Origin of the sequence: Streptomyces sp. NPDC048566 (genome assembly GCF_043199735.1) — a bacterium.
GTDB lineage: Bacteria > Actinomycetota > Actinomycetes > Streptomycetales > Streptomycetaceae > Streptomyces.
In genome coordinates this window covers 1-25624 of the sequence record NZ_JBICWL010000002.1, presented here as the reverse complement: position 1 = coordinate 25624, position 25624 = coordinate 1, and the positions used below count along the sequence as shown (strand labels likewise).

At 73.9% G+C, this 25624-nt stretch carries 23 protein-coding genes and 2 pseudogenes; 14 read left to right on the top strand and 11 right to left on the bottom strand.

The genetic code is table 11. The annotated features are described in order from the left end of the window. Positions 1–209 precede the first annotated feature (209 nt). Complete coding sequence (locus tag ACGFS9_RS03955) at positions 210–1070, top strand: GNAT family N-acetyltransferase (RefSeq protein WP_393250594.1); 861 nt, start codon at positions 210–212, stop codon at positions 1068–1070. A gap of 330 nt (positions 1071–1400) precedes the next feature. Then, positions 1401–1691, top strand: coding sequence for a hypothetical protein (locus tag ACGFS9_RS03950; RefSeq protein WP_393250592.1), 291 nt, complete (start codon positions 1401–1403; stop codon positions 1689–1691). A 313-nt stretch (positions 1692–2004) separates the two neighbouring features. Here ACGFS9_RS03950 and ACGFS9_RS03945 read toward each other — a convergent pair. From ACGFS9_RS03945 to ACGFS9_RS03925, 5 genes and pseudogenes are all read right to left on the bottom strand, one after another. Further along, a pseudogene (locus ACGFS9_RS03945) lies at positions 2005–2730 on the bottom strand (MBL fold metallo-hydrolase); the annotation flags it as partial. Between the two features lie 521 nt (positions 2731–3251). Continuing rightward, positions 3252–3797 (bottom strand): HAD domain-containing protein, encoded by a 546-nt coding sequence (locus ACGFS9_RS03940; RefSeq protein ID WP_393250590.1) that lies wholly within the window; start codon positions 3795–3797, stop codon positions 3252–3254. A 35-nt stretch (positions 3798–3832) separates the two neighbouring features. After that, positions 3833–4525: a class I SAM-dependent methyltransferase gene (locus tag ACGFS9_RS03935; protein WP_393250588.1), complete on the bottom strand. Its 693-nt coding sequence runs from the start codon at positions 4523–4525 to the stop codon at positions 3833–3835. Position 4526: 1 nt separating this feature from the next. Continuing rightward, entirely contained in the window at positions 4527–5438 is a 912-nt protein-coding gene (locus ACGFS9_RS03930; protein ID WP_393250586.1) for a phosphotransferase family protein, read from the bottom strand. 82 nt (positions 5439–5520) lie between these two features. Next, positions 5521–6270: a hypothetical protein gene (locus tag ACGFS9_RS03925; protein WP_393250584.1), complete on the bottom strand. Its 750-nt coding sequence runs from the start codon at positions 6268–6270 to the stop codon at positions 5521–5523. 223 nt (positions 6271–6493) lie between these two features. Between ACGFS9_RS03925 and ACGFS9_RS03920 the strand changes: the two genes are divergently transcribed. From ACGFS9_RS03920 to ACGFS9_RS03905, 4 genes and pseudogenes are all read left to right on the top strand, one after another. Then, positions 6494–7849 (top strand): tetratricopeptide repeat protein, encoded by a 1356-nt coding sequence (locus tag ACGFS9_RS03920; RefSeq protein ID WP_393250582.1) that lies wholly within the window; start codon positions 6494–6496, stop codon positions 7847–7849. 89 nt (positions 7850–7938) lie between these two features. Continuing rightward, on the top strand, positions 7939–8388 hold the full coding sequence (locus ACGFS9_RS03915; protein ID WP_393250580.1) for an NUDIX domain-containing protein: 450 nt from the start codon (positions 7939–7941) through the stop codon (positions 8386–8388). Beyond that, positions 8385–8846: a hypothetical protein gene (locus ACGFS9_RS03910; protein WP_393250579.1), complete on the top strand. Its 462-nt coding sequence runs from the start codon at positions 8385–8387 to the stop codon at positions 8844–8846. The genes ACGFS9_RS03915 and ACGFS9_RS03910 overlap by 4 nt, the downstream gene beginning before the upstream one ends. A 109-nt stretch (positions 8847–8955) precedes the next feature. After that, a pseudogene (locus ACGFS9_RS03905) lies at positions 8956–9528 on the top strand (AMP-dependent synthetase); the annotation flags it as partial. Positions 9529–9654: 126 nt separating this feature from the next. Here ACGFS9_RS03905 and ACGFS9_RS03900 read toward each other — a convergent pair. Continuing rightward, positions 9655–10092 (bottom strand): SPW repeat protein, encoded by a 438-nt coding sequence (locus ACGFS9_RS03900; protein WP_393250577.1) that lies wholly within the window; start codon positions 10090–10092, stop codon positions 9655–9657. Between the two features lie 277 nt (positions 10093–10369). On the opposite strand from ACGFS9_RS03900, the gene ACGFS9_RS03895 reads away from it, so the two are divergent. From ACGFS9_RS03895 to ACGFS9_RS03875, 5 genes are read left to right on the top strand one after another with little or no spacing between them, the layout of a single operon-like run. Beyond that, entirely contained in the window at positions 10370–11698 is a 1329-nt protein-coding gene (locus tag ACGFS9_RS03895; protein ID WP_393250575.1) for an NAD(P)/FAD-dependent oxidoreductase, read from the top strand. Further along, positions 11695–12423, top strand: coding sequence for a DUF1365 domain-containing protein (locus ACGFS9_RS03890; RefSeq protein WP_393250573.1), 729 nt, complete (start codon positions 11695–11697; stop codon positions 12421–12423). The genes ACGFS9_RS03895 and ACGFS9_RS03890 overlap by 4 nt, the downstream gene beginning before the upstream one ends. Then, positions 12420–13688 (top strand): class I SAM-dependent methyltransferase, encoded by a 1269-nt coding sequence (locus tag ACGFS9_RS03885; RefSeq protein ID WP_393250571.1) that lies wholly within the window; start codon positions 12420–12422, stop codon positions 13686–13688. The genes ACGFS9_RS03890 and ACGFS9_RS03885 overlap by 4 nt, the downstream gene beginning before the upstream one ends. Further along, entirely contained in the window at positions 13685–15001 is a 1317-nt protein-coding gene (locus ACGFS9_RS03880) for a class I SAM-dependent methyltransferase (RefSeq protein WP_393250569.1), read from the top strand. The genes ACGFS9_RS03885 and ACGFS9_RS03880 overlap by 4 nt, the downstream gene beginning before the upstream one ends. Further along, a complete protein-coding gene (locus ACGFS9_RS03875) occupies positions 14998–15804 on the top strand; it encodes a DUF1295 domain-containing protein (protein WP_393250567.1) in 807 nt (268 codons plus the stop codon). The genes ACGFS9_RS03880 and ACGFS9_RS03875 overlap by 4 nt, the downstream gene beginning before the upstream one ends. Before the next feature lie 108 nt (positions 15805–15912). Here the strand turns inward: ACGFS9_RS03875 and ACGFS9_RS03870 are convergent, their stop codons facing one another. The 3 genes from ACGFS9_RS03870 to ACGFS9_RS03860 form a co-directional block, all read right to left on the bottom strand. Continuing rightward, positions 15913–16665: an anti-sigma factor domain-containing protein gene (locus ACGFS9_RS03870; protein WP_393250565.1), complete on the bottom strand. Its 753-nt coding sequence runs from the start codon at positions 16663–16665 to the stop codon at positions 15913–15915. After that, positions 16662–17246, bottom strand: a complete 585-nt coding sequence (locus ACGFS9_RS03865) for a sigma-70 family RNA polymerase sigma factor (RefSeq protein ID WP_081222772.1) — start codon at positions 17244–17246, stop codon at positions 16662–16664. Before ACGFS9_RS03865 ends, ACGFS9_RS03870 begins: the two co-directional genes overlap by 4 nt. 165 nt (positions 17247–17411) lie before the next feature. After that, positions 17412–18005 carry a sigma-70 family RNA polymerase sigma factor gene (locus ACGFS9_RS03860; RefSeq protein WP_393250563.1) on the bottom strand — a complete coding sequence of 198 codons (594 nt, stop codon included), beginning with the start codon at positions 18003–18005 and terminating at the stop codon, positions 17412–17414. Between the two features lie 113 nt (positions 18006–18118). On the opposite strand from ACGFS9_RS03860, the gene ACGFS9_RS03855 reads away from it, so the two are divergent. Then, positions 18119–19123: a MerR family transcriptional regulator gene (locus tag ACGFS9_RS03855; protein WP_393250561.1), complete on the top strand. Its 1005-nt coding sequence runs from the start codon at positions 18119–18121 to the stop codon at positions 19121–19123. Positions 19124–19514: 391 nt separating this feature from the next. On the opposite strand, the gene ACGFS9_RS03850 is transcribed toward ACGFS9_RS03855, so the two are convergent. Together ACGFS9_RS03850 and ACGFS9_RS03845 are read right to left on the bottom strand one after the other, a co-directional pair. Next, positions 19515–20891 (bottom strand): cryptochrome/photolyase family protein, encoded by a 1377-nt coding sequence (locus tag ACGFS9_RS03850; protein ID WP_393250559.1) that lies wholly within the window; start codon positions 20889–20891, stop codon positions 19515–19517. 77 nt (positions 20892–20968) lie between these two features. Then, a complete protein-coding gene (locus ACGFS9_RS03845; RefSeq protein ID WP_393250557.1) occupies positions 20969–22498 on the bottom strand; it encodes an SDR family oxidoreductase in 1530 nt (509 codons plus the stop codon). Between the two features lie 157 nt (positions 22499–22655). Here ACGFS9_RS03845 and ACGFS9_RS03840 point away from each other — a divergent pair, with 157 nt between their 5' ends. Next, positions 22656–23177: a MarR family winged helix-turn-helix transcriptional regulator gene (locus tag ACGFS9_RS03840; protein ID WP_393250555.1), complete on the top strand. Its 522-nt coding sequence runs from the start codon at positions 22656–22658 to the stop codon at positions 23175–23177. A gap of 229 nt (positions 23178–23406) precedes the next feature. Beyond that, positions 23407–25524: an MMPL family transporter gene (locus ACGFS9_RS03835; protein ID WP_393250553.1), complete on the top strand. Its 2118-nt coding sequence runs from the start codon at positions 23407–23409 to the stop codon at positions 25522–25524. Positions 25525–25624 lie beyond the last annotated feature (100 nt).

Genomic DNA, 25624 nt, shown 5'->3' with positions numbered 1-25624 from the left:
CGGGCCCGGTGCGTTGCCCCTCCCGCCGGTCCACGCGGGTACGGACCGGCGGCACCTCCGCCCCGCGGACCGGTGCGCCGGGTGCCGCCCGGACCGGCCGGAATCCCTCCCCCGTGGGGGCGCGCCCGTGTCGGCGGCGCGGAGATCGGCGAGGATGGGGGAGGCGCCGTCGTCCGGCGCACCCCCTTCCCCGCACACCCGGGAGCGACGTGGCGAACTCAGCACGGCCGGCCGGCCTACTGGTCGCGCGGGCCCGGCCCGAGGACTGGACCGTGGTCACCGGCTGGGCCGCCGACGAGGGGTGGAACCCCGGTCTCCACGACGGGGCGGCCTTCTTCGCCCAGGACCCCGGGGGATTCTTTCTCGGCCGCATCGACGGGGAGCCCGTCTCGGCCGTCTCGGTGGTCCGCTACGGCGCCGCCTACGCCTTCCTCGGCTTCTACCTCGTGCGCCCCGGGGCACGGGGCAACGGCTACGGTCTCGCCACCTGGAGGACGGCCCTCGCGCACGCCGGCAAACGGACCGTCGGGCTCGACGGCGTGGTCGCCCAGCAGGACGCCTACCGCAGGTCCGGCTTCCGGCTTGCCCACCGCACCCTCCGGTTCGCCGGGGTGCTGCCCGGGGGCGGGGAGGCGCCGGGCGTCCGACGGGCCGTGCCCGCCGACCACGCGGCGATCGCCGCCTACGACAGCCGGTGCGTCCCGGCCGACCGCCCCGGCTTCCTTGCCGCGTGGCTCACCACCCCGGGCCACCGCACCGTCGTCCGGCACGGCGGCGACGGCCGGCTCACCGGGTACGCCGTGCTCCGCCCGGCGCGCGACACACTGCGCGTCGGACCGCTGTTCGCCGACACCGCCGACGACGCCCGGGCGCTGCACGCCGCGCTGGCCGAGGAAGCCGCCGGTCGGGCGGTCGCCCTCGACGTGCCCGAGACCAACGCCCCGGCGGTCGCCCTCGTCGAGGGGTTCGGCCTCGCCCCGTCGTTCGAGACGGCCCGCATGTATACGGGCCCGGTCCGGCCCTTCGCGGCCGAGCGGGTGTACGGGGTGACCACGCTGGAGCTGGGCTAGTGCCCTGACCGGACGGGTTCACCGGCTCGCGACGCCCGGCACGGCACCGCGCCGCGTCGTCGCGTCACCCGAGCACATCCCGTACGCGGGAGACGCTCCGCCGTGCGCTGCTGCCCCTGTTCGTCCTGTGCGAGTGCTGCGGTGGCGAGTCCGGGTGCGACGACGGCAGTCTCGACGCCGTACGCCGCTACCGGGCTGCACCGCACCGGACACCGCGAGCCGTCCGGCGAACCCGTCCGGTCACGGCACCGGCGTGCCGTCCGAGCCGTGACCACGCTGCCCGCCCCGGCTCGGACGACGTCCGCGCGGGGCGCGTGAGAGCATCCGCCCATGGACGGCGACGAACTGGACGTGAGCGCTCTGGCGGTCAACGTCACGATCCCGGACGCACTCCGCTGGACGGACACGCGACGCGGGGAGGAGTTCCGGCTGACCACACTCAACATCCGGCTTCTCCCGGACGGTCGCCTCGCCGCCAAGGCCTATGGCCGACCCGTCGCCGGGGGCCGGGGCGCGTACGTCTCCTTCCCGATCCCCGACGAACCCGGACTGGCGGCGCTGATCGCCGGCGCGGCCGACCGGGCCGGGACGCTGTGGGCCGCCCATCGCGGACTCGGCTGAGTCCGGTCCGGCCCGGGAACGGACAGCGGGTTCCCGTCGCCCTTCGCGCGTCCACCCGAGGCGCACGGGAGGGAGTTGATCGCCCCGTACCCGCCGTCCGGCATGCAGCCGACCCACCGCCGACGGTGGGTTGCCTCCCCGGGCGGGGCCGACTCCACCGGCGGGCGGGCGCCTCGCGGTGCCCGCGGGACGCGTCCGCGCGAGGACGACCGCCACGACGGGTGAGGAACCGGACCGTTGCGGACCCGGCACCCTCGTACGCCGGCCCCGGCGCACGGATGCCGGGCGCGGGCGGCGTCGGGTGGGTCAGCCGGCGAGTTCGCGGGCTCGCCGGGCCGCGGTGCGGTGCCCCGTGCCCCGGCAGCAGGACGTCGGCGTCCAGGCCCTCGATGCGCCGCAGTGAGTCCAGTGCGGCGGCTCGCGCGGTGTGGAACATCGCGGGCAGCAGGTGCGGGCCCCGAGTCCGCGAGGTCGGGTGACCACTGACCAGCGCGTCCCCGGAGATCAGCACACCGGCGTCCGGCAGGTGGTAGGCGCAGTGGCCGCCGGTGTGGCCGGGGGTGTGCACCGGAACCGGACGCCCGGGCAGGTCCAGCGGTCCCGCCGGGGGCAGCGCCTCCGGCCGGGTCACCCTCACGTCCGCCGTCCCGCCCGAGCGCAGGGCGCGCACCGCCCACGGCAGCACCCCGGGGCGCCACGCCTGGCGCAGCACCGCGCCGATGCCCACCTGATGGAGGAACTCGCGCCGGGCGTGCGGCACTTCCTGCTCGTGCAGCAGGACGGGTGTGCCGAAGGAGCGGTTCAGGAACTCGGCCGAGCCGAGGTGGTCGGTGTGCGCGTGGGTGACGAGGACGGCGGTGACGTCCTCGGGCCGGTGGCCGAGGGCCGCCAGCGACGCCAGCAGGTCCTCGCGGTCGCCGGGGTAGCCGGTGTCGACCAGGGTGACCGACGCACCCTCGCTCAGCACCACCCAGTTGGTGTCGCTGCCGTGCACCAGATGCACTCCGGCGGCCGCCTCGACGATCGCTTCCTCGCGCATGCCCCTCCGCTCCGGACGTTCGTGGGGCCCGGCCTGCGGTCCGAGCCGGATCGAACGTATCGCGCGCCCCGAAGGGGGGCGGGCCCGGGCCCCTGGGTGGGGACGAACGGGCCGCGCGCGCAGGGCGGGTGGGACGACGCGCCGGGGCGCGGGGGGGGGGGGGCAGGGCAGCCGCGTTGCCGCGCCGGCGGCCGTGGCAGCGCGCCGAGGTTCGCGAGGCCGCGGGGCCCGCCCCTGCCGCCGGGCGGGCCGGGGGCACCGATATCCGGTTGCCCTGCCCACACCGGGATGCTGGAGTGGGCCGGATGGACCCCCAAGCGGCGCTCGCCCTCTTCGACCGGAGCATGCTTCCTCGACGCCGCACCTGCGGAGGTAGACACGTTTCTCGGCCAGTCGATCCGTAGAACCGGCAGGGCAGTCGGCACCGTCCGAGTTGGTCCCGACTCCACAGGCAGCCTGGTGGTCGGTCCCCGAGGTTCATCCTGATGCCCTTGCTGCCGTGGCAGCGAGGGCATCAGCCATCAGGCGGCGCGGGCTGTGGCTAGTCGCGCGACCCACGACGTGACCTCGATCAGGTGCTCGGGTTGCAACCCGTGGTGTGGGTCGGGCTGCACGAGGAGGGTCGCCGTTCCCTTGGCAGTGCGCTCTGCCGCCCACGCGTGGTCGAGGTCGGTGAAGTCGTCGTCGATCCAGACGGCGGGGGCGTCGCCCAGCCAGGCGTCGACGTGGTCGCGCTTCCACAGGTAGCCGTTGGGGCGGCTGGTGGTGATCTCCGGACGCGGGAGATCGACGTACGGCAGGGTTGGAAGGCCGAGGAGCGGGCCGATGAGGGTGGTGGCGTCCTGGCGCCAGCTGGTGCACCAGACCGGGGTGATCAGGCCGGTGCGGATCACGTCCATAAGGATGGGGCCGTGGGCAGGGTCGAGCCAGACGGTGACCGGGTTGTCGGCGCTGCGACCGGTGGGGACGACGTCGTGGCGGGCGTGGGTGGCCGGGGTCGAGCCGTCCGCGTTGGGGAAGGGTATGAGGACGCCGTCGATGTCGAGAAGCAGGTAGGGCGGGCGCATCGGTTCCTCCAGGGGGAGCCGGGGCAAATGGCTGGTCAGAGCTTGCGGGCGCGGATCAACAGGGTGGTGGGCCAATGGCCCATGCGGGGGTCGTGGAACTCCTGGGCCGAGGCGAGCCAGAAACCGGCCTGGCTGAGGTGCTTCTCCCAGCGGTCGGTATCGAACTCCCAGCGGGCGATGGGGAGCCGGGTGCGGTCGGGGAGGGTCACGTGATCGCGGCGGGGCCGGTCGTCGCCGGAAGGGCTTCGGCCGCCGCGCTGCGGGTGCGGGACGGAGAAGGCGAGCACCCGGCCGGGCGTGAGGCGCTGGGCAATGGCCGGTAGCAGGAGCTCGGGCGCGACAAGCCCGACGGCCCCGAAGACGGAATAGATCGCGTCGAACTGCTCGTCGGAGGCGTGCAGGTAGTGCAGTGCGTGGCCGGCGACGAAGGTGAGGTTGTTCAGCCGTCCGTAGTGGGAGCGGGCGCGGCGGACCTGAAGCCCGACCAGGTCGACGCCGGTGACGTGAGCGCCGTGGCGGGTGGCGAGGTGGGCGGCGTTGTGGCCGGGGCCGCAGCCGAGTTCCAGGAGTCGCTTGCCGCGCAGGTCGGGGCCGAAGGCGTCGGCTCCGGGACCTTGGCTGGGCCTCGTGGTCCATTCCATCCGGGCGGGTACGGAGAGGGGTTCGGCGAGGCCGGCGGCGGTGCGCTGGAGCGCGTGGACGTGCCAGGGGGATGCCTGGGCGAGCACGTCAGATCTCCAGGAGGTGGAGCACGTCGGTGAGGTGGCGGCGGACGGACTTGATGTAGGCGGGGTCGGTGGCCGGCTCGTCGATCCAGCGGATGGCCTGCTCCATGAACCACTCGACGGCCCACATGCGGTGCCAGCCCAGGGCCCAGTTCTCGGCGGTGAGCCCGCCGCGCGGTGCGAGGGCGTCGGGGGTGCCGCCGGCGGTGACGTACTGCTCCAGGAAGACGCGCAGGCGTACGGGGTGCGGGGGCTCGATGGTGCCGTGCCAGCTGGCGAGGTCGAGCAGGCCGGGGCCGGTGAAGGCGCGGGCGAAGTCAAGGAGCCGCCAGCCGCGCTCGCCGATGTGGAGGCTGGTGGGGTGGAACTCGGAGTGCACCCAGCCGAAGGGTTCCAGCGTTGCTCCGGCCGAGCGGGCTTCGGCGGCCCCGGCAATCCGGTCGAGCGCGTCCTCGACGTCGTCGGCGTCCTGCCACCGGTCGGCCTTGCGCAGCCGTTCGAGGTGCTCCAGCGCCCGGGCGGGCAGCGTCCGCAGCCTGTCCTGGTCGAGGACGGGCAAGGGAGGAGCTGTACGGGCGCCGTGCAGAATGACGACCGCGGCGACGCCGTCGAGGTCATCGGCCTCGCGGACGGAGGGACCGAGGTCCTCCATGAGCATGCCGAGCCAGCCGTCGAGGATGGCGGAGGCGTGGACCTGGGGGACGGGTACGCCGAGGGTGTGGGCGAGGCGGAGTGCCTGGTCCTCGCTGTCGAAGGGCTTCTTGGCGTACTTGAAGATGGCCGTGGTGCCGGCGGGGAAGGTCACGCGCTCGACGCCGGACATGGACCACACGCGTACCTCCTCCCGTACGGCGGTGGTCTGGCCGGTCGCGGTGAGCAGGTTGTCGAGGAGTTCGGCGCTGGGGTTTGTGGTCACGAGAGGGCTCCGGGAAGGGGGGGGTGGCTTCCGGGGCGGGCGAGAGATGCCGGCCAGCCCCGGAGCCTGATCGGATGGTGGGTTACGCGGCGGGGTTCACGCGGTGGGCGTAGACCTGCTCGATCCAGCCCGCCTTGAACGCGGCGAGGTCGTCGCGGAAGTTCGTCATCGAGGCACCGTAGGGCGCGACCACGCCGCCGGACTGGTCCGGCACGGACTGGCAGCCGTGCACGAGCCGTCCGCCCAGGGCGGCGTGGGCCTTGATGGACTCGATGCGACGGTGCTCGTTGAACCAGCCGCCGTGGTAGACCTCGTCGAGCATCCCGCCCATCTCGTCGTCCAGGTCGAAGACGACGGAGGTGGCGGCGGGGAAGAACCAGCACGGGCCGACGTTGGAGATGTGCCCGTCCAGCTCGACCTTGTTGAGCGCCATGAGCGTGGCGGCCTCGCGGAGCATCCGCAGGTGGTCGGCGGTGATCTGCGGCAGGCCGAGGCCGGCCAGGTGCTCCTCACGGAAGAGGTACGCGTACACCTCGTACGCGGTGGCCAGGACGCGGGCGGCGTCGGAGGTGGACTCGCTGTGCTGCTTGATGAAGTCGAGCGCGAGCTGCTCGACCGCGCTCTCGGTCGTCTCGTCCACCTCCAGGAGCTGGGACTTGACCAGCTCCCAGTCGGCGACGAGCCAGGTGTTCGACTCGAAGCGGAAGAAGTACTCGGCCGGGTCGATGGTGATGCGCCGGCCGTCGACCTGGATGCCGGGCAGGCGGCTCCAGCGCGGGTCGAATGCCTCGGGCAGCTCGACCGTGATGGTCGTGGTGTCGATGGTGGTCACCGTGTCTCCGTCTCTGATCGGCCGGGTTCGGGCACAGGAATGCCCGAGCCTGGTGTGGGCGTACGGAACTTCGGGGAGCCGCCCGGACCAAGGGGGAGCCTGGATCACGGTCGCGCCGTTCCGGGCAGCTGCTGATAAGTGAACCGGTGGTCACGCTCAGTGGGTACGGTGGAAGGCAGTTGAAGCGGTATACGCGGTTTACAACTCCAGGGCGGAGGCGATCGTGGCGGCGCAGCGAGAACCCAACTCCCGCCTGCGCGACGCCATCGACGCGGTCGGCTGCACCTACGAGGCCCTTGCCCGAGACGTGCGGCGCATCGCCGCCGAGAACGGCGAGATCCTCCAGACCAACAAGTCGGCCATCTCGCACTGGGTGAACGGCACCCGCGCCCCGTCGGGCCGGGTAGGTCAGTACCTGGCCGAGGCGCTGTCCCGCCGAGCGGGACGTACGGTCACCCGTACCGATATCGGCCTGCTCGTCGGTGATGCCGAGGAGCCGGCGGAATCTGACCCCGTCCTCGCGGTCACCGACCTGGGCCGCGCCGACGTCGAGCGCCGCCGCTTCCTCGCCATCGCGGCCTTCACCACCGCGGGCGTCGCCATGCCTCTCGGATACGACCACGAAGCCACCGCCCGCATGCTCCGCGCCCGCACCGGCACGTCCCTGATCGGTGCGGAGGACGTGGACGTCGTACGCCAGATCACCGCGGCCTTCAGCGTCGCCGACGAGCGCCTCGGCGGCGGGCACGGCCTGACCACCGTCACCGCGTACCTCGCCGACACCGCCGCCCCCATGCTGCGCGGACGCTTCCCCAGTGAAGCCTTACGACGGGCCGCCTTCAGCGCTGTCGCCGAACTCGCCTACCTCGCAGGGTGGAAGCACCACGACCTCGGCCAGGAAGGCGCCGCCCAGCGCTACTACCAGGTCGGCTACAAGCTCGCCTGCGAAGCCGACCCCCGCGGCCACGCCGCTTGGATGATGCGCGCCCTCGCCCACCAGGCCCTGAGCCTCAAACAGCCGCACCACTGCGTCGACCTCGTCGAAGGCGCCCTCCGCACGGGTCTCGGCCACGTCGACGGCCAGACCGAGGCACTCCTCCACATCACCCATGCCCGCGCCTACGCCGCCACCGACGAGAACCCGTCGGCCGCTCGCGCCCTGCTCGCCGCCGAAGACGCCCTCCTACGGGACGACGGCCCCCAGCCCAGCTACTCCCGCGTAAGTGGCCCGGCCGCCGGCACCGTGGCCAGCCACACCGCCCGCACCCTGACCGACCTCGCCGACCACATCGGCACCGAACAGCAGCACCGCGACGCCCTCACCCGCTGGGATCCCGCGAAGTACAAACGCGTCCACGCCCTCACCCATGCAGACCTCGGCGACAGCCTCGCCGCCCAGGCCCGCGCCGACGAAGCCGTGGCCGCATGGACCCAGGCCCTGGTCCTTATGGAGGGCATGACCTCCGATCGCACCCGCAAGGCGATCACATCGATCCGCTCCACGCTCGCGATCTACCAGCGCCGCCGCGTTCCCGGTGCTGCCGATCTCGCCCGCCGCGCCCGCGAAGCGCTCGCCTAACATGCCCGACAACCCGTCCGACGAAGGGAACTCCCGTGGCCCAGCAGACCGACGATCAGCCGAAGGCTCTGAAGCCGGCGCTCGAATCCATGACCCTGCTGGTCGCGGCCGTCATCGTCCACGACAAGGCCAAGGGCCGCGTCGTCCTCCTCCAGCGCAGCGAGAACGCCAAGTTCGCCCAGGGCATGTGGGACCTCCCCGTCGGTAAGAGTGAGCCGGGCGAGCCCATCACCGAGACCGCCGTACGCGAGCTCTACGAAGAGACCGGCCTCACGGTGAAGGCGGAGTCCCTCAAGGTCGCCCACATCATCCACGGCGCCTGGGGCGTCGAAGCCCCCAACGGCTTCCTCACGGTCGTGTTCGCCGCCCACGACTGGACGGGCGAACCCGAAAACCGCGAACCCCGCAAGCACTCTCAGGTCCGCTGGGTCGACGCCAACGCCATCCCCGAGGCGTTTGTGGATACCACTGCCAGTGCCCTCCACCACTACCTGAATGACGGCTCGGAGGTCTCGCTGGACGGCTGGTCGGCAGCGTGAGCATCACGCTGCTTCACCTCATACCCAAGGATCCGCACTTTTCGCCTGCGTCGGCCGCGAGCGAGGCTGCGCAGGCCCAGCTACAGCAACTGGCTCCTGAAGCGCTGGGCGGTTATGACGTCTGGGACATCCCCGGCGCAGCCTTCATCGACCCCGGCGAGAACTGGTGCGGTGTTCGGTGCCCCGTGTGCGGCTCCGACATCGAAGACTGGTGGGGCAACGCGATGGACGCGGCAGCCCTTCCAGACGGCTATTTCGACTCACTTGCCGTGACGGTGCCCTGTTGCTCCGCCCAGACGGACTTGAACGCCCTCGACTACGTCTGGGCTGCGGGTTTCGCCAGGTACAGCCTCGTAACCACAGATCCAGAAGGCGAGCTGCCACTACCACCAGCCGGCATCCAGGCGCTAGAGGACCTCCTGGGCACGGACCTGCGACAGGTCATCGCCCGGTACTGACGTCAAGCGCCGGGTTCGCTATGCAGGGCCGCTCGGAAGCAGAATCTCGTACGGCAGATGATCCTCGTCCAGTGCGCGCGGCACGTAGTCCGGGGCCGTGCGTGCAGCCACAGCCAGGCGGGCGGCAGCCTCCTCCTCGGAGATGGTGGCAAGCCCGAGGGCGTGCAGAAGGCGGTCGCGGTCGGCGTCGAAGTCCGGGTGGCCGGCCCGAAGGTCCGACCCCAACGTGGTCCTCCAGGGCTACTGGCAGCAGCCGCGGGAGACCGAACGCGCGCTGGCCGGCGGCTGGTTCCACACCGGGGACGGCGGCTCGATCGGGCCGGACGGCTACCTGACCATCAGCGACCGGAAGAAGGACGTGATCATCACCGGCGGCGAGAACGTGTCCTCCATCGAGGTCGAGGACACCCTCTTCGGCCATCCCGCCGTCACCGAGGTCGCCGTGATCGGTGTGCCCGACGAGAAGTGGGGCGAGACCGTGCTGGCCCTGGTGGTGCTCGCGCCCGGCGCGTCGGCGACCGAGGAGGAGCTGATCGGATACTGCAAGGAGCGCCTCGCCGGGTTCAAGGCGCCGACCTCGGTCGAGTTCCGCGACCGGCTGGCGCGGACCGCCACCGGCAAGCTGCAGAAGTACAAGCTGCGCCGCCCGTACTGGGAGGGGCGGGGCCGGGAGGTCGGCTGACCCGGTCCCGGCGCCGGAACACCGCGTCGGCGCCCGGCTGCTCCGGAACTCGCGACGGCCCGCGCCCGGCCCGTGGACGGCGGGCCGGGCGCGGGCCGTTCGTGCCGGGCCGGGGGTCCGGCTCCGTCACCTCCCGCTGTCTCTGGTGGTGGTGAGCACGCACACGGCCCCGAGGACCACGGCGAGCGCGCCCATGATGATGCTGTTGACCACGACGCCGGTGTCCGGGCTGGTGCCGACGATCCACGGCGAGATGACCAGCCAGGCGCCCATGGCGCAGATCGCCCAGCTGAGGCCGTACATCCGTTCCGGTGTGACGGTGAACCCGAGCGCCAGCAGCGCGATCGCGATGCCCATGATCAGGTTGTGGGTCGCCAGAGCCGGCTGGCTCGACGTGTAGTGCAGTATCCACGGCGAGACGGCGCAGTAGAGGCCGAGCAGGAACACCGGCCCGTCCACCAGGGCGACGTCGCGGCCACCCAGCACACGGTCGTAGCGGGCGCGCATCTCCGACGCGTCGGGATGGCCGCTGATGTCACCGGCGTGATGCGAGACATTGGCCATGACTCGTCTCCTCCGATCTGGTCCGATCCGATCCGCGCGGCCCGGCCTCGCCCGAAGGAGTGCGGTCGGTGCCGCATGCCCCCATTTTGCTCTTATTTTTCCCTTATGTGTAGAGGTCCGGGCGGTGAATCGCGGTGATTCCGGCGCCCGCCGCGCCTCCCGGCCGCCGATCCGCCCACCCGGTTCGAGGAAGATCGCCCGCCGGGCAATCCGCGGCGGCCCCGGCTTCGGAGTACCCCCGAGAGCTCCGAGGAGGAGCAGGGTGGGAGGAACGACGATGCACAGGTCCGCAGACGCCTCGGACGGCGGCGCCGGGCGCGCCGGACACGACGGACGGGACGCCCGCCGCACGGCCGTGATCGGCGGGGGAGTGGCCGGCCTCACCGCCGCGCACGTGCTCGCCCGGTCGCGGTCCGTGGCGGTCTACGAGGCGGACGACCGGCTCGGCGGGCACGCCCACACCCACGACCTCGCCTCCTCCGACGGCCGGGTGCACCGCGTCGACTCCGGCTTCATCGTGCACAACCACCGCACCTACCCCAACCTCCTGCGCCTCTTCGCCGAACTGGGCGTCGCCACCCAGGAGTCCGAGATGAGCATGTCCGTGCGCTGCGAGGGCTGCGGCCTGGAGTACGCGGGCGCCCGCGGACCCGCCGGCCTCTTCCCCCGCCCCGGCAACGCGCTGCGCGGCCCGTACCTGCGCATGCTCACCGAGGTGCCCGCCTTCCACCGGGCCGCCCGCCGGCTGCTCGCCGAGGGCACCGAGGAGGGCGCGGACACCCTCACCCTGGGCGACTTCCTGGTCCGGCAGCGCTTCTCGGACTACTTCACCCGCCACTTCATGACCCCGTTGGTCTCGGCCGTCTGGTCCTGCGACGCCGCCACCGCGCGCCGCTATCCCGCCGCGTACCTGTTCCGCTTCATGGACCACCACGGCATGCTGTCCGTGGGGAACTCCCCGGTCTGGCGCACCGTGACCGGAGGCTCCCGCTCCTACGTCGACCGGCTGGCCAAGCAACTCGACGCCGTGCACACCTCCGCCCCCGTCCGCGCCGTCCGGCGGCACGCCGACGGAGTGGACGTCACCACCGAGGACGGCACCACCGCCTCCTACGACTCCGTGGTGATCGCCGTCCACCCCGACCAGGCCCTGCGCCTGCTCGCCGACCCCACCGAGGAGGAGCGCGAGGTGCTCGGCACGTTCCGCTACTCCCGCAACGCCACCCTCCTGCACACCGACACCACCCTGCTGCCCCGCGCCCGAGGGGCCCGCGCCTCCTGGAACTACCTGATGCCCGACTGCGACGCCGGCGCGGACCGGGTCCGGGTGAGCTACGACATGAACCGCCTCCAGCGACTCGACGCGCCCGACACCTACGTCGTCACCCTCGGCGGCGCGGACCGCGTCGACCCGGACCGGATCCTGGCCCGCATGGAGTACGAACACCCCGTCTACACCCCCGAGTCGGTCGCCGCCCAGCGACGGCTCCCCGCCCTGAGCGGTCCCGTGACCGCCTACGCGGGCGCCTACCACGGCTGGGGCTTCCACGAGGACGGCTGCCGCTCCGGCGTGGAGGCCGCCGCCGCGCTCGGGGTGACCTGGTGACCACCCCGGCCCTCTATCCCTGCACGGTCGCGCACATACGCACCGCGCCCAGCCGGTACGCCCTGCGCCACCGCACCTACCTGTGGCTCACCGACCCCGACCGGCCCCCCGAACTGCCCCGCCTGCTGCGCCCGCTGGCCCGGTTCGACCCGCGCGACCACTTCGACGGCGACCAGCCGACCATCCGCGCCGGCCTGGACCGCTTCCTCGCCTCCCACGGCATCGACCTGCGCGGTGGCAGGGTGGTCATGCTCGCCCACGCGCGCGTCCTCGGCCACGTCTTCAACCCGCTGACGCTGTACTGGTGCGACGACGCCGACGGCACCCGGCGCTGCGTCGTCGCCGAGGTGCACAACACCTACGGGGAACGGCACGCCTACCTGCTGCACCCGGACGGCACCGGCACCGCGCGGACGGCCAAGGAGTTCTACGTCTCGCCGTTCTTCCCCGTCGACGGCGCGTACCGGATGCGGCTGCCCGAGCCGGACGGCCGGCTGAACCTGACGGTACATCTCGAACGCGAGGGAACCCGTCCCTTCACCGCGACCGTCCGCGGGACGCGCCGGACGGCCACCGCCGGCGCGCTGCTGCGTCAGGCACTGCGCCACCCCTGGTCCACCGTCGCCGTGTCCGCCGCCATCCGGCTGCACGGCGTCCGCCTCTACCTGCGGGGACTGCCCGTCCAGCCCCGCACCCCACGCCGAACCCAGGAGAACGTGAAATGAGGACAGCCGAGTCCTGCCCCGTCGAGGCGCCACGACAGGACACCGACCCGCTCCGCTGGCCGGACGTGGTGGCACGGCCGGACGCCTCCCGCGTCCGCACCGCCGTCACCCGCTCCGTGCTGCGCCGAGCGCTCGAACGACTGCCCCTTCAGGCCCGGTTCGCCGACGGAACCCGCGTCGGCCTCGGCGGCCCCGTCATCGACATCCACGATCCGGACGCCTTCCACGCGCGCATCGGCACCCACGGCCTCATCGGGTTCGGCGAGTCCTACATGGCGGGCGAGTGGGACGCCCCCGACCTGGTCGCCGCGCTCACCGTGCTCGCCGGCAACCTCGCCGAACTGATCCCGGCCCCCCTGCAGAAGCTCCGCGGGCTGTGGGCGCTGCGCCGCCCCGACGTCCAGCGCAACACCCCCGCCGGCGCCCGCGACAACATCAGCAGCCACTACGACCTCTCCAACGACCTCTTCGCGCTCTTCCTCGACGAGACCCTCAGCTACTCCGCCGCGCTCTTCCGCGGGTTCCCCGCCACCTGGGACCTCCTCCCCGCGGCCCAGCACCGCAAGATCGACCGCCTGCTGGACCTCGCCGGGACGGGACCGGGCACCCGCCTCCTGGAGATCGGCACCGGCTGGGGCGAACTGGCGATCCGAGCGGCCGCGCGAGGCGCCCGCGTCACCTCGCTCACCCTCTCCGGCGAACAGCGCGACCTCGCCCGCGAACGGGTCCGCGAGGCCGGGCTCGCCGACCGGGTCGACATCCGGCTCTGCGACTACCGCGAGGCCACCGGGACCTACGACGCCGTGGTCAGCGTCGAGATGATCGAAGCCGTGGGCGCGGAGTTCTGGCCCACCTACTTCGCCACCCTCGACCGACTGCTCGTCCCCGGCGGCCGGGTCGCCCTCCAGGCCATCACCATGCCGCACGACCGCATGCTCGCCTCCCGCGACACCTTCACCTGGATCTCGAAGTACATCTTCCCCGGCGGACTGCTGCCCTCCGTGGAGGCCGTGGAAGAGGTGACCCGCGAGCACACCCGGCTGAGCACCACCCGCCGGGACGGCTTCGGGGCGCACTACGCGGAGACCCTGCGGCTGTGGCGGGAGCGGTTCACGGAGCGGGCCGACGAGGTCGCCGCCCTGGGCTTCGACGCGACGTTCCGCCGGATGTGGACCTTCTACCTCGCCTACTCCGAAGCCGGGTTCCGCTCCGGCTACCTCGACGTCCAGCAGTACCTGCTCACCAAGGAGGACCCCACCCCATGAGCACCGCGCCCGTCGCCCGCATCCCCCGACGCGGAGCCGCCCAGCGGCTCGCGGCCCTGGCCGAGGAGGCGCTCGGCGGCCCGCTCCCGCTGCGGGTGCGCGCCTGGGACGGCAGCGAGGCCGGCCCGCCGGACACCCCCGTCGTCGTGCTCCGCTCGCGGCGCGCCCTGCGGCGCCTGGTGTGGCAGCCCGGCGAACTCGGTCTCGCGCAGGCGTACGTCACCCGCGAACTCGACGTCGAGGGCGACCTGGCCGAGGCCCTGCGCCTGATGTGGGGAGCCGTACGGGACCGCGGCCTGCACGCGCCCCGGCTCACCGTCGCCGACCGGGCCCAGGCCGTGGCCGCCGCGCTGCGGCTCGGCGCGGTGGGCCCCCGGCCCCCGGCGCCCGCCTCACAGGCCCGGCTGCGCGGCGGCCTGCACAGCAGGTCCCGCGACCGGGCGGCGATCAGCCACCACTACGACCTGTCGAACGACTTCTACCGCCTCCTGCTCGACGAGACCATGGCCTACTCCAGCGGCTACTGGACGAGCGAGGACCCCGGCTTCGGGCCGGCCGACGCCCAGCGCGCGAAGCTGGAGCTGATCTGCCGCAAACTCGCCCTCGAGCCGGGCGCCCGGCTCCTCGACATCGGATGCGGCTGGGGCTCGCTCACACTCCACGCGGCCGAGGAGTACAAGGCTCAGGTCACCGCCGTCACGCTGGCGTCCGAGCAGGCCGCCCACGTCCGCGAGCAGGTGCGCGAGCGCGGGCTGGAACACCTCGTCGACGTGGTGTGCCAGGACTACCGCGACATCGAGGGCGGCGCCTACGACGCGGTGTCCACGATCGAGATGGGCGAACACGTCGGCGACGCCGAGTACCCCGCCTTCGCGGCGGCCCTGAGCCGGCTCGTCCGCCCGCGCGGACGCGTCCTCGTGCAGCAGATGTCCCGGGGCTCGGTCGCCCCGGGCGGCGGCGCCTTCATCGAGGCGTATATCGCCCCCGACATGCACATGAGGCCGCTGGGGGAGACCGTCGGACTCCTGGAGGGCGCCGGTCTGGAGGTGCGGTCCGTGGAGTCGCTGCGCGAACACTACGTCCGGACGATCTCCGCCTGGCACCGCACGCTGGAGGAGCGGTGGCCGGAGTTCGTCCGGCTCGTCGGCGAGGAGACGGCCCGCGTCTGGCGGCTGTACCTGGTCGGCGGCGCGCTCGCCTTCGAGGAACGCCGGATGGGCGTGGACCAGATCCTCTCCGTGCGGCCCACGCCCGGCGGCGACAGCGGGATGCCCGCCGTACCGAACTGGCACCCGGGCACGGACGAGCGGTGAGCGGCTTCCCCTGGGCGGCCTTCGCCCAGAACCTCGGCCTCGCGGCCGTCGCCGCGTTCGCCGTCATGCTCGCCACGTTCGGCATCGCCGTCCGCAAGGGCCTGCACCGGATCGTGGACGTCGCCTGGGGGATCGGCTTCACCGCGGTGGCCCTGGTCTCCCTCGCGGCGTCCGCCGGGGGCCGCGACGCGACGCGGCGCGTCGCGGTCACCGTCCTCACCGCCGTCTGGGGACTCCGGCTCGCCGCGCACATCGCGCGCCGGGGCCGGGGCCACGGCGAGGACCCGCGGTACGAGGCGATGCTCGCCAAGGCACCCGGCAACCGGGACCTGTACGCGCTGCGCATGGTGTACCTGCTCCAGGGCGCGCTGGTGTGGCTGGTGTCCCTGCCGGTCCAGGCCGCCCAGTACATCCCGGGGCCGCCGAGCGGCTTCGCCTGGGCGGGCGCCGCGCTCTGGGCGTGCGGCCTGTTCTTCGAGGCGGTCGGCGACGCCCAGCTCGCCCGCTTCAAGGCCGACCCGGCCAACCGGGGCAAGGTCATGGACCGCGGGCTGTGGAGCTGGACCCGGCACCCCAACTACTTCGGCGACTTCTGCGTCTGGTGGGGCTTGTTCCTCTTCACCTGCGACAGCGGGGCCGCGGCGGCCGTGTCCGTGGTCTCGCCGCTGGTGATGAGCTACCTGCTGACCAAGGGCAGCGGCAAGCCGATGCTGGAGCGGCACATGGCGCAGCGGCCGGGCTTCGCCGAGTACGTCGCCCGCACGAGCGGCTTCTTCCCGCGCCCGCCGAAGCGGCGGCCCTGACCCCTCCCACTCCGCCCGACGAGGACGCCTCGCCCCGCCGGGCGGTACCCGGCGGGGCGAGGCGTTCGCCGTTCGTCCTCTCCCCCGACATCACGAGAGGACGACGTCTCAGGCGGGGAAGTCGAGCAGCGCCACCGGGTCGGAGGTCGGCTCGGCGGATCCGCCGGCCGGCTCCACCGTGATGCCCATTCCGGAGGCGTCGTCGACGGCCCCCTTCATCAGGACCGCCTCGGTCGTCCGGGCCGGGTCCATCAGGCCGGCGGACCGCATCGTCCCGGCGTCGTTGAACCACAGCTGGTAGACCTTGCCGGACGGCGGCTTCGCCATGTCCGCCGCGACGAACACCGCCTGGTCGCGGCTCTTGGACACCACGACCGTGCCGCGCGCGCCGTCGGCGAGCTTCGCCGTCCGCGACGTGGCGTCGGGGGCGGCGAGCACCGCGGCCACCTCGTTCGTCTCCCGTTGCGCCTGCTGCGCCTCGCGGCGGGCGTCCTCCGCCCGGTCGTGCTGCCACACCGCGGTGCCGCCCAGTCCCGCCGCGGCGGCCAGGCAGGCGGCCAGGGCCCACCGCGCGGGACGGTATCCGCGCCCCCTCGTGCGCCGCGGCGCGGCCACCGGGACGGTCCGCGGCGCCTCCTGCCGCACCGTGGTGATGCTGCGCAGCACGTTCTCCTTGAGCGCCGGAGCCGGCGTCTCGGTGACGGCCATGCCGAGGCGGGCGGCGGCGGCGGTCAGCTCGCGGACCTCCTGCGCGCAGGACTCGCAGTCCTCGGCGTGCCGCTCGAACAGCTCGCGCTCGTCGTCGTCCAGGGCGTGCAGGGCGTACGCGCCGGTCAGCGTGTGCAGGTCAACGGTGGTCACGCGGTCACCCCCAGGCAGTCACGGAGCCGGATCAGGCCGTCGCGCAGACGGGTCTTGACCGTGCCGAGCGGCAGGGCCAGCAGTTCCGCCACCTCCCGGTAGGTCAGGCCGCGGTAGTAGGCCAGGGTGACCGACTGGCGCTGGAGCTCGGTCAGGGTGCGCAGGCACCGCCGCACCTGCTCGCGTTCGAGGCGGGCCTCCACCTGCTCGGTCACCTCGTCGTACTCGGGCGTCCTGTCCAGCAGCGCGGCCTTGTGCTCGCGGGCGGCCGACGCCTCCACCGAGCGGACCCGGTCCACGGCGCGCTGATGGGCGAGGGTCAGGACCCAGTTCATCACCGAGCCCCGTTCGGGCCGGTAGCGCGCGGCGGTCCGCCACGCCTCCACCAGGACCTCCTGGGCGACCTCCTCGGACTGCGCCCGGTCGCGCAGCACCCGGCGCACGATGCCGAGGACGGGACCCGCCACGACGTCGTACAGCGAGGCGAACGCCTGCTGGTCGCCCCGGGCGACCCGGGCCATCAGTTCCGGCAGATCCGGCTCCGCAGACGGGTTTCGCCCGATCTCCACGGCTTCCTTCACGGTGTGGTCCTCCAGGACGCTTCGATGATTCGCTGGTGATCCGAAACCGGTCGGCCGGCGGATTGCCCGGCCGCCGGAAAACTTCCCCGGCAGGCCGGTGGCCGCCGGTGCGCGGCGGCCGGTCCGCGGGTCACGGGCCGGCACCACGGTCGCACGGGCGGCGGGTCAGACCTCCACCGGTCCCGGCAGGCTGCGCCGCAGCCGGAGCAGCCCGCGCCGGGCGTGGCTCTTGACCGTGCCCAGCGGCCAGCCGGTGCGCCGGGCGATCTGCGTCTGGGTGAGGTCCTCGTAGAACGCCAGGCGCAGTACCTCGCGCTGCGGGGGCGGGAGCCGGGCCAGCTCGCAGCGCACCAGGACGCGGTCGAGTGCGGCCTCCGGGCGCGAGCGGTCCTCCTCGGACAGCGCCAGCAGGGCCCCGGCCGCCCCCACCAGCTCGGTGCGCCGGGCACGCGCCGCGAGGGCGTCGGCGGTCTTGCGCCGGGTGATGCCGACGAGCCAGCCGGCCAGGGTGCCCCGCTCGGGACGGAACCCCCCGCCGCCCCGCCACGCGGCGAGGAAGACCTGCTGGGTGACGTCCTCCGCCTCGCGCGGGTCGCCGAGGGAGCGCAGGGCGAGCGCGTGGACCAGGGGTGCCCAGCGCCGGTGGACCGCGGCGAGGGCGGTCCCGTCGCCCGCGACGAGGGCACGGGCCAGGTCCGCGTCCGACTCCGGGCCGGCCGGCCCGGCGGACCGCGGCGGGACGGTCCGGTCTGCGGTCATGGGGGCTCCCTCGTCCCGGGGCACCTGCTGCCGTGCGGCCCCGACACCCCATCGTGTGAACGGCCGGTCCGGGACGACAACTCGCATCGTTTCTGCGTCGTATAGTCGGCCGTATGGGTGAGAGCCGGGCGGAACGGGAGCGGGACGCGGGCGCGGTGTCCGTCGACACGGGCGTCACCACGGGAGCGCTGGCCCGCAGGCTCGGCGTGTCCCCCACCACGCTGCGGTCCTGGGACCGCCGCTACGGCGTGGGGCCGGCGGTCCGCTCCGACGGGCGGCACCGGCGCTGGACCGCCCAGGACGTGGCGATGCTGGAGGAGATGTGCCGGCTGACCTCCTCGGGGGTGCCGCCCGCCGAGGCCGCCCGCGCCGCGAAGGAGGGCTTCGAGCAGGTCCCGCCCGAGCCCCGGCCGCCGGCGGCCGACCCCCCGGTCCGCTCGAAGGCGGCGGGCGCGCTGCCGCTCGGTGACGCACGGCAGGAGTGCAAGGGGCTCGCACGCGCGGCCGTGCGCCTCGACGCGCCGTCCGTGGACGAGCAGCTGACCGGCCTCGTCGACCGGCACGGTGTGGTCGTCGGCTGGGAGGAGGTGATGGTGCCGACCCTGCACGCGGTGGGCCGCAAGTGGGAGTCGGCCGGGGACCGCTACGTCGAGGTGGAGCACCTGCTGTCCTGGCACATCTCCCGGGTGCTGCACCGCGCGTCCGGCCCGTCGGGCCCCTCCGCGGACACCGCGGCGGGCGGGGCCGGCCCGGTGGTGCTGGCGTGCGTGCCGGGCGAGCAGCACTGCCTGCCGCTGGAGGCGCTGCACGCCGGACTGGTCGAACAGGGCCTGCCCGCCCGGATGTTCGGCCCGGCCGTGCCGCCGGAGGCGCTGACCGCGGCGGTGCGGCGGCTGGGCCCGCTGGCCGTGGTGCTGTGGTCGCAGACCCGCTCCACCGCGGACCGTCCGCTGGCCCGGCACATCGCCGCCACCGGCTGGGGCGTGAAGGGGGCCCGCCGCAACCCCGCCGTACTCCTGGGCGGTCCCGGCTGGGCCGGGCGGCCGGAGCCGGGGATGCTCCGGCCGTCGGGGCTGCGGGACGCGCTCACCACGCTGCTCGGCCTGGCCGCCGCCTGACCGGCCGAACCCGCGCCCCGCCGGGCACGGGCCGTCCCCGCCGCGCCGGGGGCCCGCTCTCGGCACTCCGGCCGGACCGTCGGCGGTTCCGGCGAGGACGCGACCGTGCCCCTGGAACCGGGCGCGGGCGACGGCGGGTTCCGGCGGCGGGGGCGCGGCTTCGGAGCGCAGGCCGCTGGGCGTCGGGCCGCTTGCCGGAGGCGGCGCGTCCGTCGTCTCCTCGACGGGCGCCCTACGCAGGGCGCCCGCCCCGGCCGCTCCGTCACGGTGATGGGCCGAGCACCGCCGTCCCCGGCCCGGTCGACCGCCGACGGCGGCGCGGCCGGCGGACGCGGTGCCGCCGGGAGAGGTGGCGACGGGCGGACCGCGCGCAGGCGGGGGAGGCCCCGCCTCAGTCGGTCAGCCCGCGGCCCCGGCGGAACCGGTCCAGCCCGTCGGACAGTTCGACGATCGGGTCCGGATAGTCGAAGGCGGCCCGGTCCAGCCCCTTGAGCTTCCACGGCTCGTGCACGGACCGTCCGTCCAGCCCCGCCAGCTCCGGTACCCAACGGCGCACGTACACCCCGTCCGGGTCGTAGCGCTTGGCCTGGGTGACCGGGTTCAGGACGCGGTTGGGCCGGCTGTCGGTGCCGGTGCCGGCCATCCACTGCCAGTTCAGCTGGTTGTTGGCCACGTCGCCGTCCACCAGCAGGTCCAGGAAGTGCCGGGCGCCGACCCGCCAGTCCACGTAGAGCGTCTTGACCAGGAAGCTGGCGGTGAGCAGCCGGCCCCGGTTGTGCATCCATCCCTCGTGGCGCAGCTGGCGCATCGCCGCGTCCACCACCGGGTATCCGGTGCGGCCCTCGCGCCACGCCTCGATGTCGTCGTGCGCCTCCTCCCGGGTGCGCCAGCGGTCGTGCTTGGTGCGGTAGTCGGCCTTCGCGGCGTCGGGGCGCACGGCGAGCACCTGGTGGTGGAAGTCGCGCCACGCGAGCTGCCGGACGAACGCCTCGGCGCCGGGGCCGCCCGCCGCGGCCGACCGGTGGACCAGCTCGACCGGCGAGAGGGTGCCGAAGTGCAGGTGCGGCGACAGCCGGGAGGTCGCGTCGCCGGGCAGGTCGTCGTGCCGGTCCTCGTACGCGCCGATCCCGCTCCGCAGCCAGGCCGTGAACCGCTTCCTGCCCTCCGTCTCGCCGCCGGCCGCGAGCGCAGGCGACACCCCGCGGACGCCGGAGCGCGACGGGATCTCCTCCGAGCCGACACCGTCGGGCACCCGGACCTTCCGGGGCGCCGCGACCGCGTCCCGCAGCGGCCGGCGCGCCCACTGGCGGTGGTACGGAGTGAAGACGGCGAAGTGGTCCGAGGAGGCCGGCGTGACCGCGCCGGGCGAGACGGCGGTGATCACCGTCTCGTGCACGTGCAGCCGGCAGCCCTCGGCCTCCAGCGCGGCACGCAGCCGCTCCTCCCTGGCTTGCGCGTAGGCGCTGACCCCCGCGGCCATGTGCACCTCGTCCGCGTCCGCCTCCGCGGCGACCTTGCACACCTCGCCCACCACGTCCCCGGACCGCACCACCAGCCGCCCGCCCCGCTCCCGCAGGCCCGTGTCCAGATCCGCCAGGCAGTCCGCGAGGAACGCCATCCGGTTCGCGGCGGTGAACCCCGCCTCCGCGACGGCCTCGTCCCGCACGAACAGCGGCACCACCGCGTCCGAGCCGTCGAGCGCGGCCCGCAGCGGAGGGTGGTCGTGCAGACGCAGGTCGGAGGTGAACAGGACGATCGACAGGGTCATGGCGTTGCTCCGGTGCAGGGCTGCGGGGGTGTCGGCTTCGTTCTGCTTCCGCCCGGCCGGTGCGGCCGGATGCGCGGTCAGCGGGTGAACGCGGGCTGCTTCGTGCCGCTGGGCGTGTTCTTGGCGGCGGCCTTGGCGATGTTGCGGGCCATGCCGCCGAACACCACGGAGTGGAAGGGCGAGATGCTCCACCAGTACAGGTGGCCGAGCAGGCCGTGCGGGTGGAACAGCGCCCGCTGCCGGTAGCGGGTGCGCCCGGCGTCGTCCTTCTCCGCGTACATCTCGAGCCAGGCCAGCCCCGGCAGCCGCATCTCCGCGCGCAGGCGCAGCAGACGGCCGGGCTCGATCTCCTCCACACGCCAGAAGTCGAGCGAGTCGCCCACCCGCAGCCGGGAGGCGTCCCGCCGCCCGCGCCGCAGGCCCACCCCGCCCACCATCCGGTCCAGCCAGCCGCGCACCGCCCAGGCCAGCGGGAAGGAGTACCAGCCGTTGTCGCCGCCGATGCCCTCGACGACCCGCCACAGCGCTTCGGGCGAGGCGTCCACGGCCATCTCCCGGCGGTCGGTGTAGAGGCTGCCGCCGGCCCAGTCCGGGTCGGTGGGCAGCGGATCGCTCGACGTCCCCGGGTAGGACGCCGACGACCAGCGCGTGGTCACCTGCGCGTCCCGCACCCGCTGGAGCGCCAGTGCCACCGAGGCGTCGAAGCCGATCGGGCGGCCCGGCGGATCGGGCACGTAGCGGGCGATGTCGTGCTCGTGGCACACGACCTCGTGGCGCAGCGACTCGGTGAGCGGCCGGGCGATCGAGGCGGGCACCGGGGTCACCAGCCCGACCCAGTGGCTGGACAGCCGCGGAGTGAGCACCGGCACCGGGAAGATGAGCCGGCGGGGCAGCTGGGCGATGGCGGCGTACCGGCGCATCATCTCCAGGTACGTCAGGACGTCGGGCCCTCCGATGTCGAAGGCTCGGTTGACCTCGGAGGGCATCGTGGCGCTGCCGACCAGCGTGCGCAGCACGTCGCGCACGCCCATCGGCTGGATCCGGGTGTGCACCCAGCTCGGCGTGACCATCACGGGAAGCCGCTCGGTGAGGTAGCGCAGCATCTCGAAGGAGGCCGAGCCCGAGCCGATGATCACCGCGGCGCGCAGCACGGTGGTCGGGACGCCGGAGTTCAGCAGGACCCGCCCCACCTCGGCCCGCGACCTGAGATGCGGGGAGAGCTCGGCCTCGGGAACCCCCGCGGGGGTGAGCCCGCCGAGGTAGACGATGCGCCGGACGCCCGCGGCCTTGGCCTGTTCGCCGAAGATCCGGGCCGCCTTGCGGTCGGTCTCCTCGAAGTCGTGGCCGGTTCCGAGGGCGTGCACGAGGTAGTAGGCGACGTCGATGTCCCGCATCGCCTCGGCGACCGAACCGGCGTCGGTGACGTCCCCGCGCACCACCTCCGCGTCGCCCGCCCACGGATAGTCGCGGAGCTTCGCGGGGGAGCGGGCCAGACAGCGCACCCGGTGCCCCTCGCCCAGCAGCTCGGGGACGAGCCGTCCTCCGATGTAGCCGGTGGCGCCGGTCACCAGGCAGCGCAGCCCGGTGCGGGTGTCGTCGTCGCTCATGGATCCTCCGTCGCTCTCCGCCGTCGCCGCGGTCCGTCCGTCCCCTGCTGAATCCCTTCCCCGCCGACGGCTTCCGCGGATGCGCCGGACGGGCCCTCCCCGTGGTGCGGGGTCCGGCCGTCCTGGGGCGGGCCGCGGTGTTCTATAGGCTGAGCGCGTGGGAAGAGCAGACGACGGTGACGGCCGGGCGGGTGAGCGGAGGTCCGGTGGGGGGCGGGGGCCCGGGGCCGCCGGACCGACGGACCTCCAGGCGTTCGCGGTCCAGCTGCGCCGTATGAACGGCGAGGTCAACCGGCTGGTGCACGGGTTCGCCGGCGAGCACGGACTGCACGCCACCGACGTGCAGGCGCTCGCCGCGATCCTCGACGCGCCGGAGCCGCTCACGCCCGGCAGGCTGCGGGAGCATCTCGGGCTCACCTCGGGCGCGGTGACGGCGTGCCTGGACCGGCTCGAACGCGCCGGTCACATCCGGCGGGTCAGGGAGAGCGCCGACCGCCGCGTGGTCCACCTGCACTGGGTGCCCGACGCCAGGTCGGCGGCGCGTGCGCACTTCCGGCCGCTGGCCGAGGTGACGGCGAGCGTGCGGTCCGGTTTCAGCGAGGACGAGCTGTCGGTGGTGCTGCGGTTCCTGACGGCGATGAACGAGGAGCTCTCCGGCGTGCGGCCCCCCGGCCGCTGACACCGGCCCGCGGTCGTGCCCGGGCGGCTGCTCCGCGGCGGGACGCGGGCGTCCGCGTCCGTGTCCGCCGTACGGGACCGGCTGCTGCCGCATCCGGACCGGTGCCCGCGGCGGAAGGATCGGCGTGGTCTACGATCTGGCCCCGAGATAACTCGATCATTGAGATTGTTTGTTGTCGAGATACCTGGACACCTGTGCGTCGATACGCCGCCGTGAACCCTGGAGAGCGATGTCCATCACCCCACGACGGGCCCTGTGGCTGATCCCCGTCGTCCTCCTCGTCGCCTGGCTCGGCATCGGGGGCACCCTCGGCCCCTACGCGGGCCGGCTCGGCGAGGTCGCCACCAACGACCAGGCCGCCTTCCTGCCCCGCAGCGCCGAGTCCACGAAGGTCGTGAACGGGCAGCGCGCCTTCCAGCAGGACGAGACCCTGCCCGCGATCGTCGTGTGGACGGCCGGCGACTCCGGCCCGGTCGACGCCGAGCACCGGTCCGCCGCCACCCGCGCCCTCGCCTCCCTCGCCGGCACGCCGGGCGTGGTGGGCCGGGTTTCCCCCGCCCTCCCCTCCGACGACGGCAAGGCCCTGGAGGGCGTGGTCCAGCTCCGCCCCGACCTCGGAGACCGGCTGCCCGAGACCCTCGACCGGGTCCGGGCCGCCGCCGACCGCGTCCCCGGAACGACCGCGCGCATCGCCGGACCCGCCGCGAGCCAGGCCGACCTCGCCGACGCCTTCGCCGGAATCGACGGCCTGCTGCTCGGCGTGGCCCTGGCCACCGTGCTGGTGATCCTGCTGCTGGTGTACCGCAGCGTGCTGCTGCCCTTCGTCATCATCCTCGGAGCGGTCTTCGCCCTGGGTCTGGCCTGCGCCGTCGTCTACGTGCTCGCCGACCACGACCTCGTCCGGGTGGACGGCCAGGTCCAGGGCATCCTCTCCATCCTGGTGATCGGCGCGGCGACCGACTACGCCCTGCTGTTCTCCGCCCGCTTCCGCGAGGAACTCCCCCGGCACGGGGACCGGCTCACCGCCGTCCGGGCCGCGCTGCGGCAGTCGTGGGGCGCGATCGTGGCGAGCGCCGGGACCGTCGCGCTCGGGCTGCTGGCGCTGCTGCTGAGCGACCTGACGAACAACCGCGCGCTCGGCCCCGTCGGGGCCATCGGCATCGTCTGCGCCGTGCTCAGCGCCCTGACCTTCCTGCCCGCCGTCCTGGTCCTCCTCGGCCGCGCCGCCTACTGGCCCGCCCGTCCGCGGCCGGCCGGCGACGCGGGGACCGGCGGCGGCATCTGGCGCCGGGTGGCGGACCTGGTGGACCGCGCGCCCCGCAAGGTGTGGGCGATCGCCCTGGCCGCCCTGCTCGCCTGCGCCGCCTTCGCCCCCACCCTCACCGCGAAGGGCGTGCCGCTCGACGAGATCTTCGTCGACGACGCGCCCTCGGTCGCCGCCCAGCAGACCCTCTCGGAACACTTCCCCGGAGGGTCCGGGAACCCGGCCGTGATCATCGCCGACGCCGACCGGGTCACCCAGGTCACCGCGGCGGCCCGCGCCACCGAGGGCGTCGCCTCGGCCGCCGCCGTGACGGAGTCGGGGCGTCCCGGCGCAGGGGAGCCCCTCGTCGTCGACGGGCGGGTGCGGGTCGACGCGACCCTGCGCTCGGCCGCCGACAGCGACGCGGCCAAGGACACCGTCGCCCGGCTGCGCACCGCGGTGCACGCCGTGCCCGGCGCCGACGCGCTCGTGGGCGGCTACACCGCCCAGCAGTACGACACCCGGCAGACCGCCGAACGGGACCGCACCCTCATCGTCCCGGTGGTCCTCGCGATCATCCTGCTGATCCTGGCGGGTCTGCTGCGCTCGCTGCTGATGCCGCTGCTGCTGGTGGCGACGGTGGCGCTCAACTTCGCCGCCACGCTGGGGATCTCCTCCCTGGTGTTCCGGCACGTGTTCGGCTTCACCGGCACCGACGCCTCCGTCCCGCTGTACGGGTTCGTCTTCCTGGTGGCCCTCGGCGTCGACTACAACATCTTTCTGATGTCCCGGGTCCGTGAGGAGTCCTTGCGCCACGGGGTCCGCCAGGGAGTGCTGCGCGGACTCGTCGCCACCGGCGGGGTGATCACCTCGGCCGGCGTGGTCCTCGCCGCCACCTTCGCGGCCCTCGGGGTGATCCCGCTGGCCTTCCTCGTGCAGATCGCGTTCATCGTCGCGTTCGGGGTGCTGCTCGACACGCTGGTGGTGCGGTCCCTGCTCGTCCCCGCCCTCGTACGGGACCTGGGCCGCCGGGCCTGGTGGCCGGGGGTGCTGAGCCGCGAGCCGGCGACCGAGCAGCAGCCGCCGGAGCGCGTCGGGGTGTGAGAACGTCCCGCCCGCGGGCCGGGCGGGACGGGTCCCGCGGGCGGACGGCGCTGTCAGCTCTCGGGTCAGAGGGGCGTGGGTCTCGATCCGCCGACAGGAA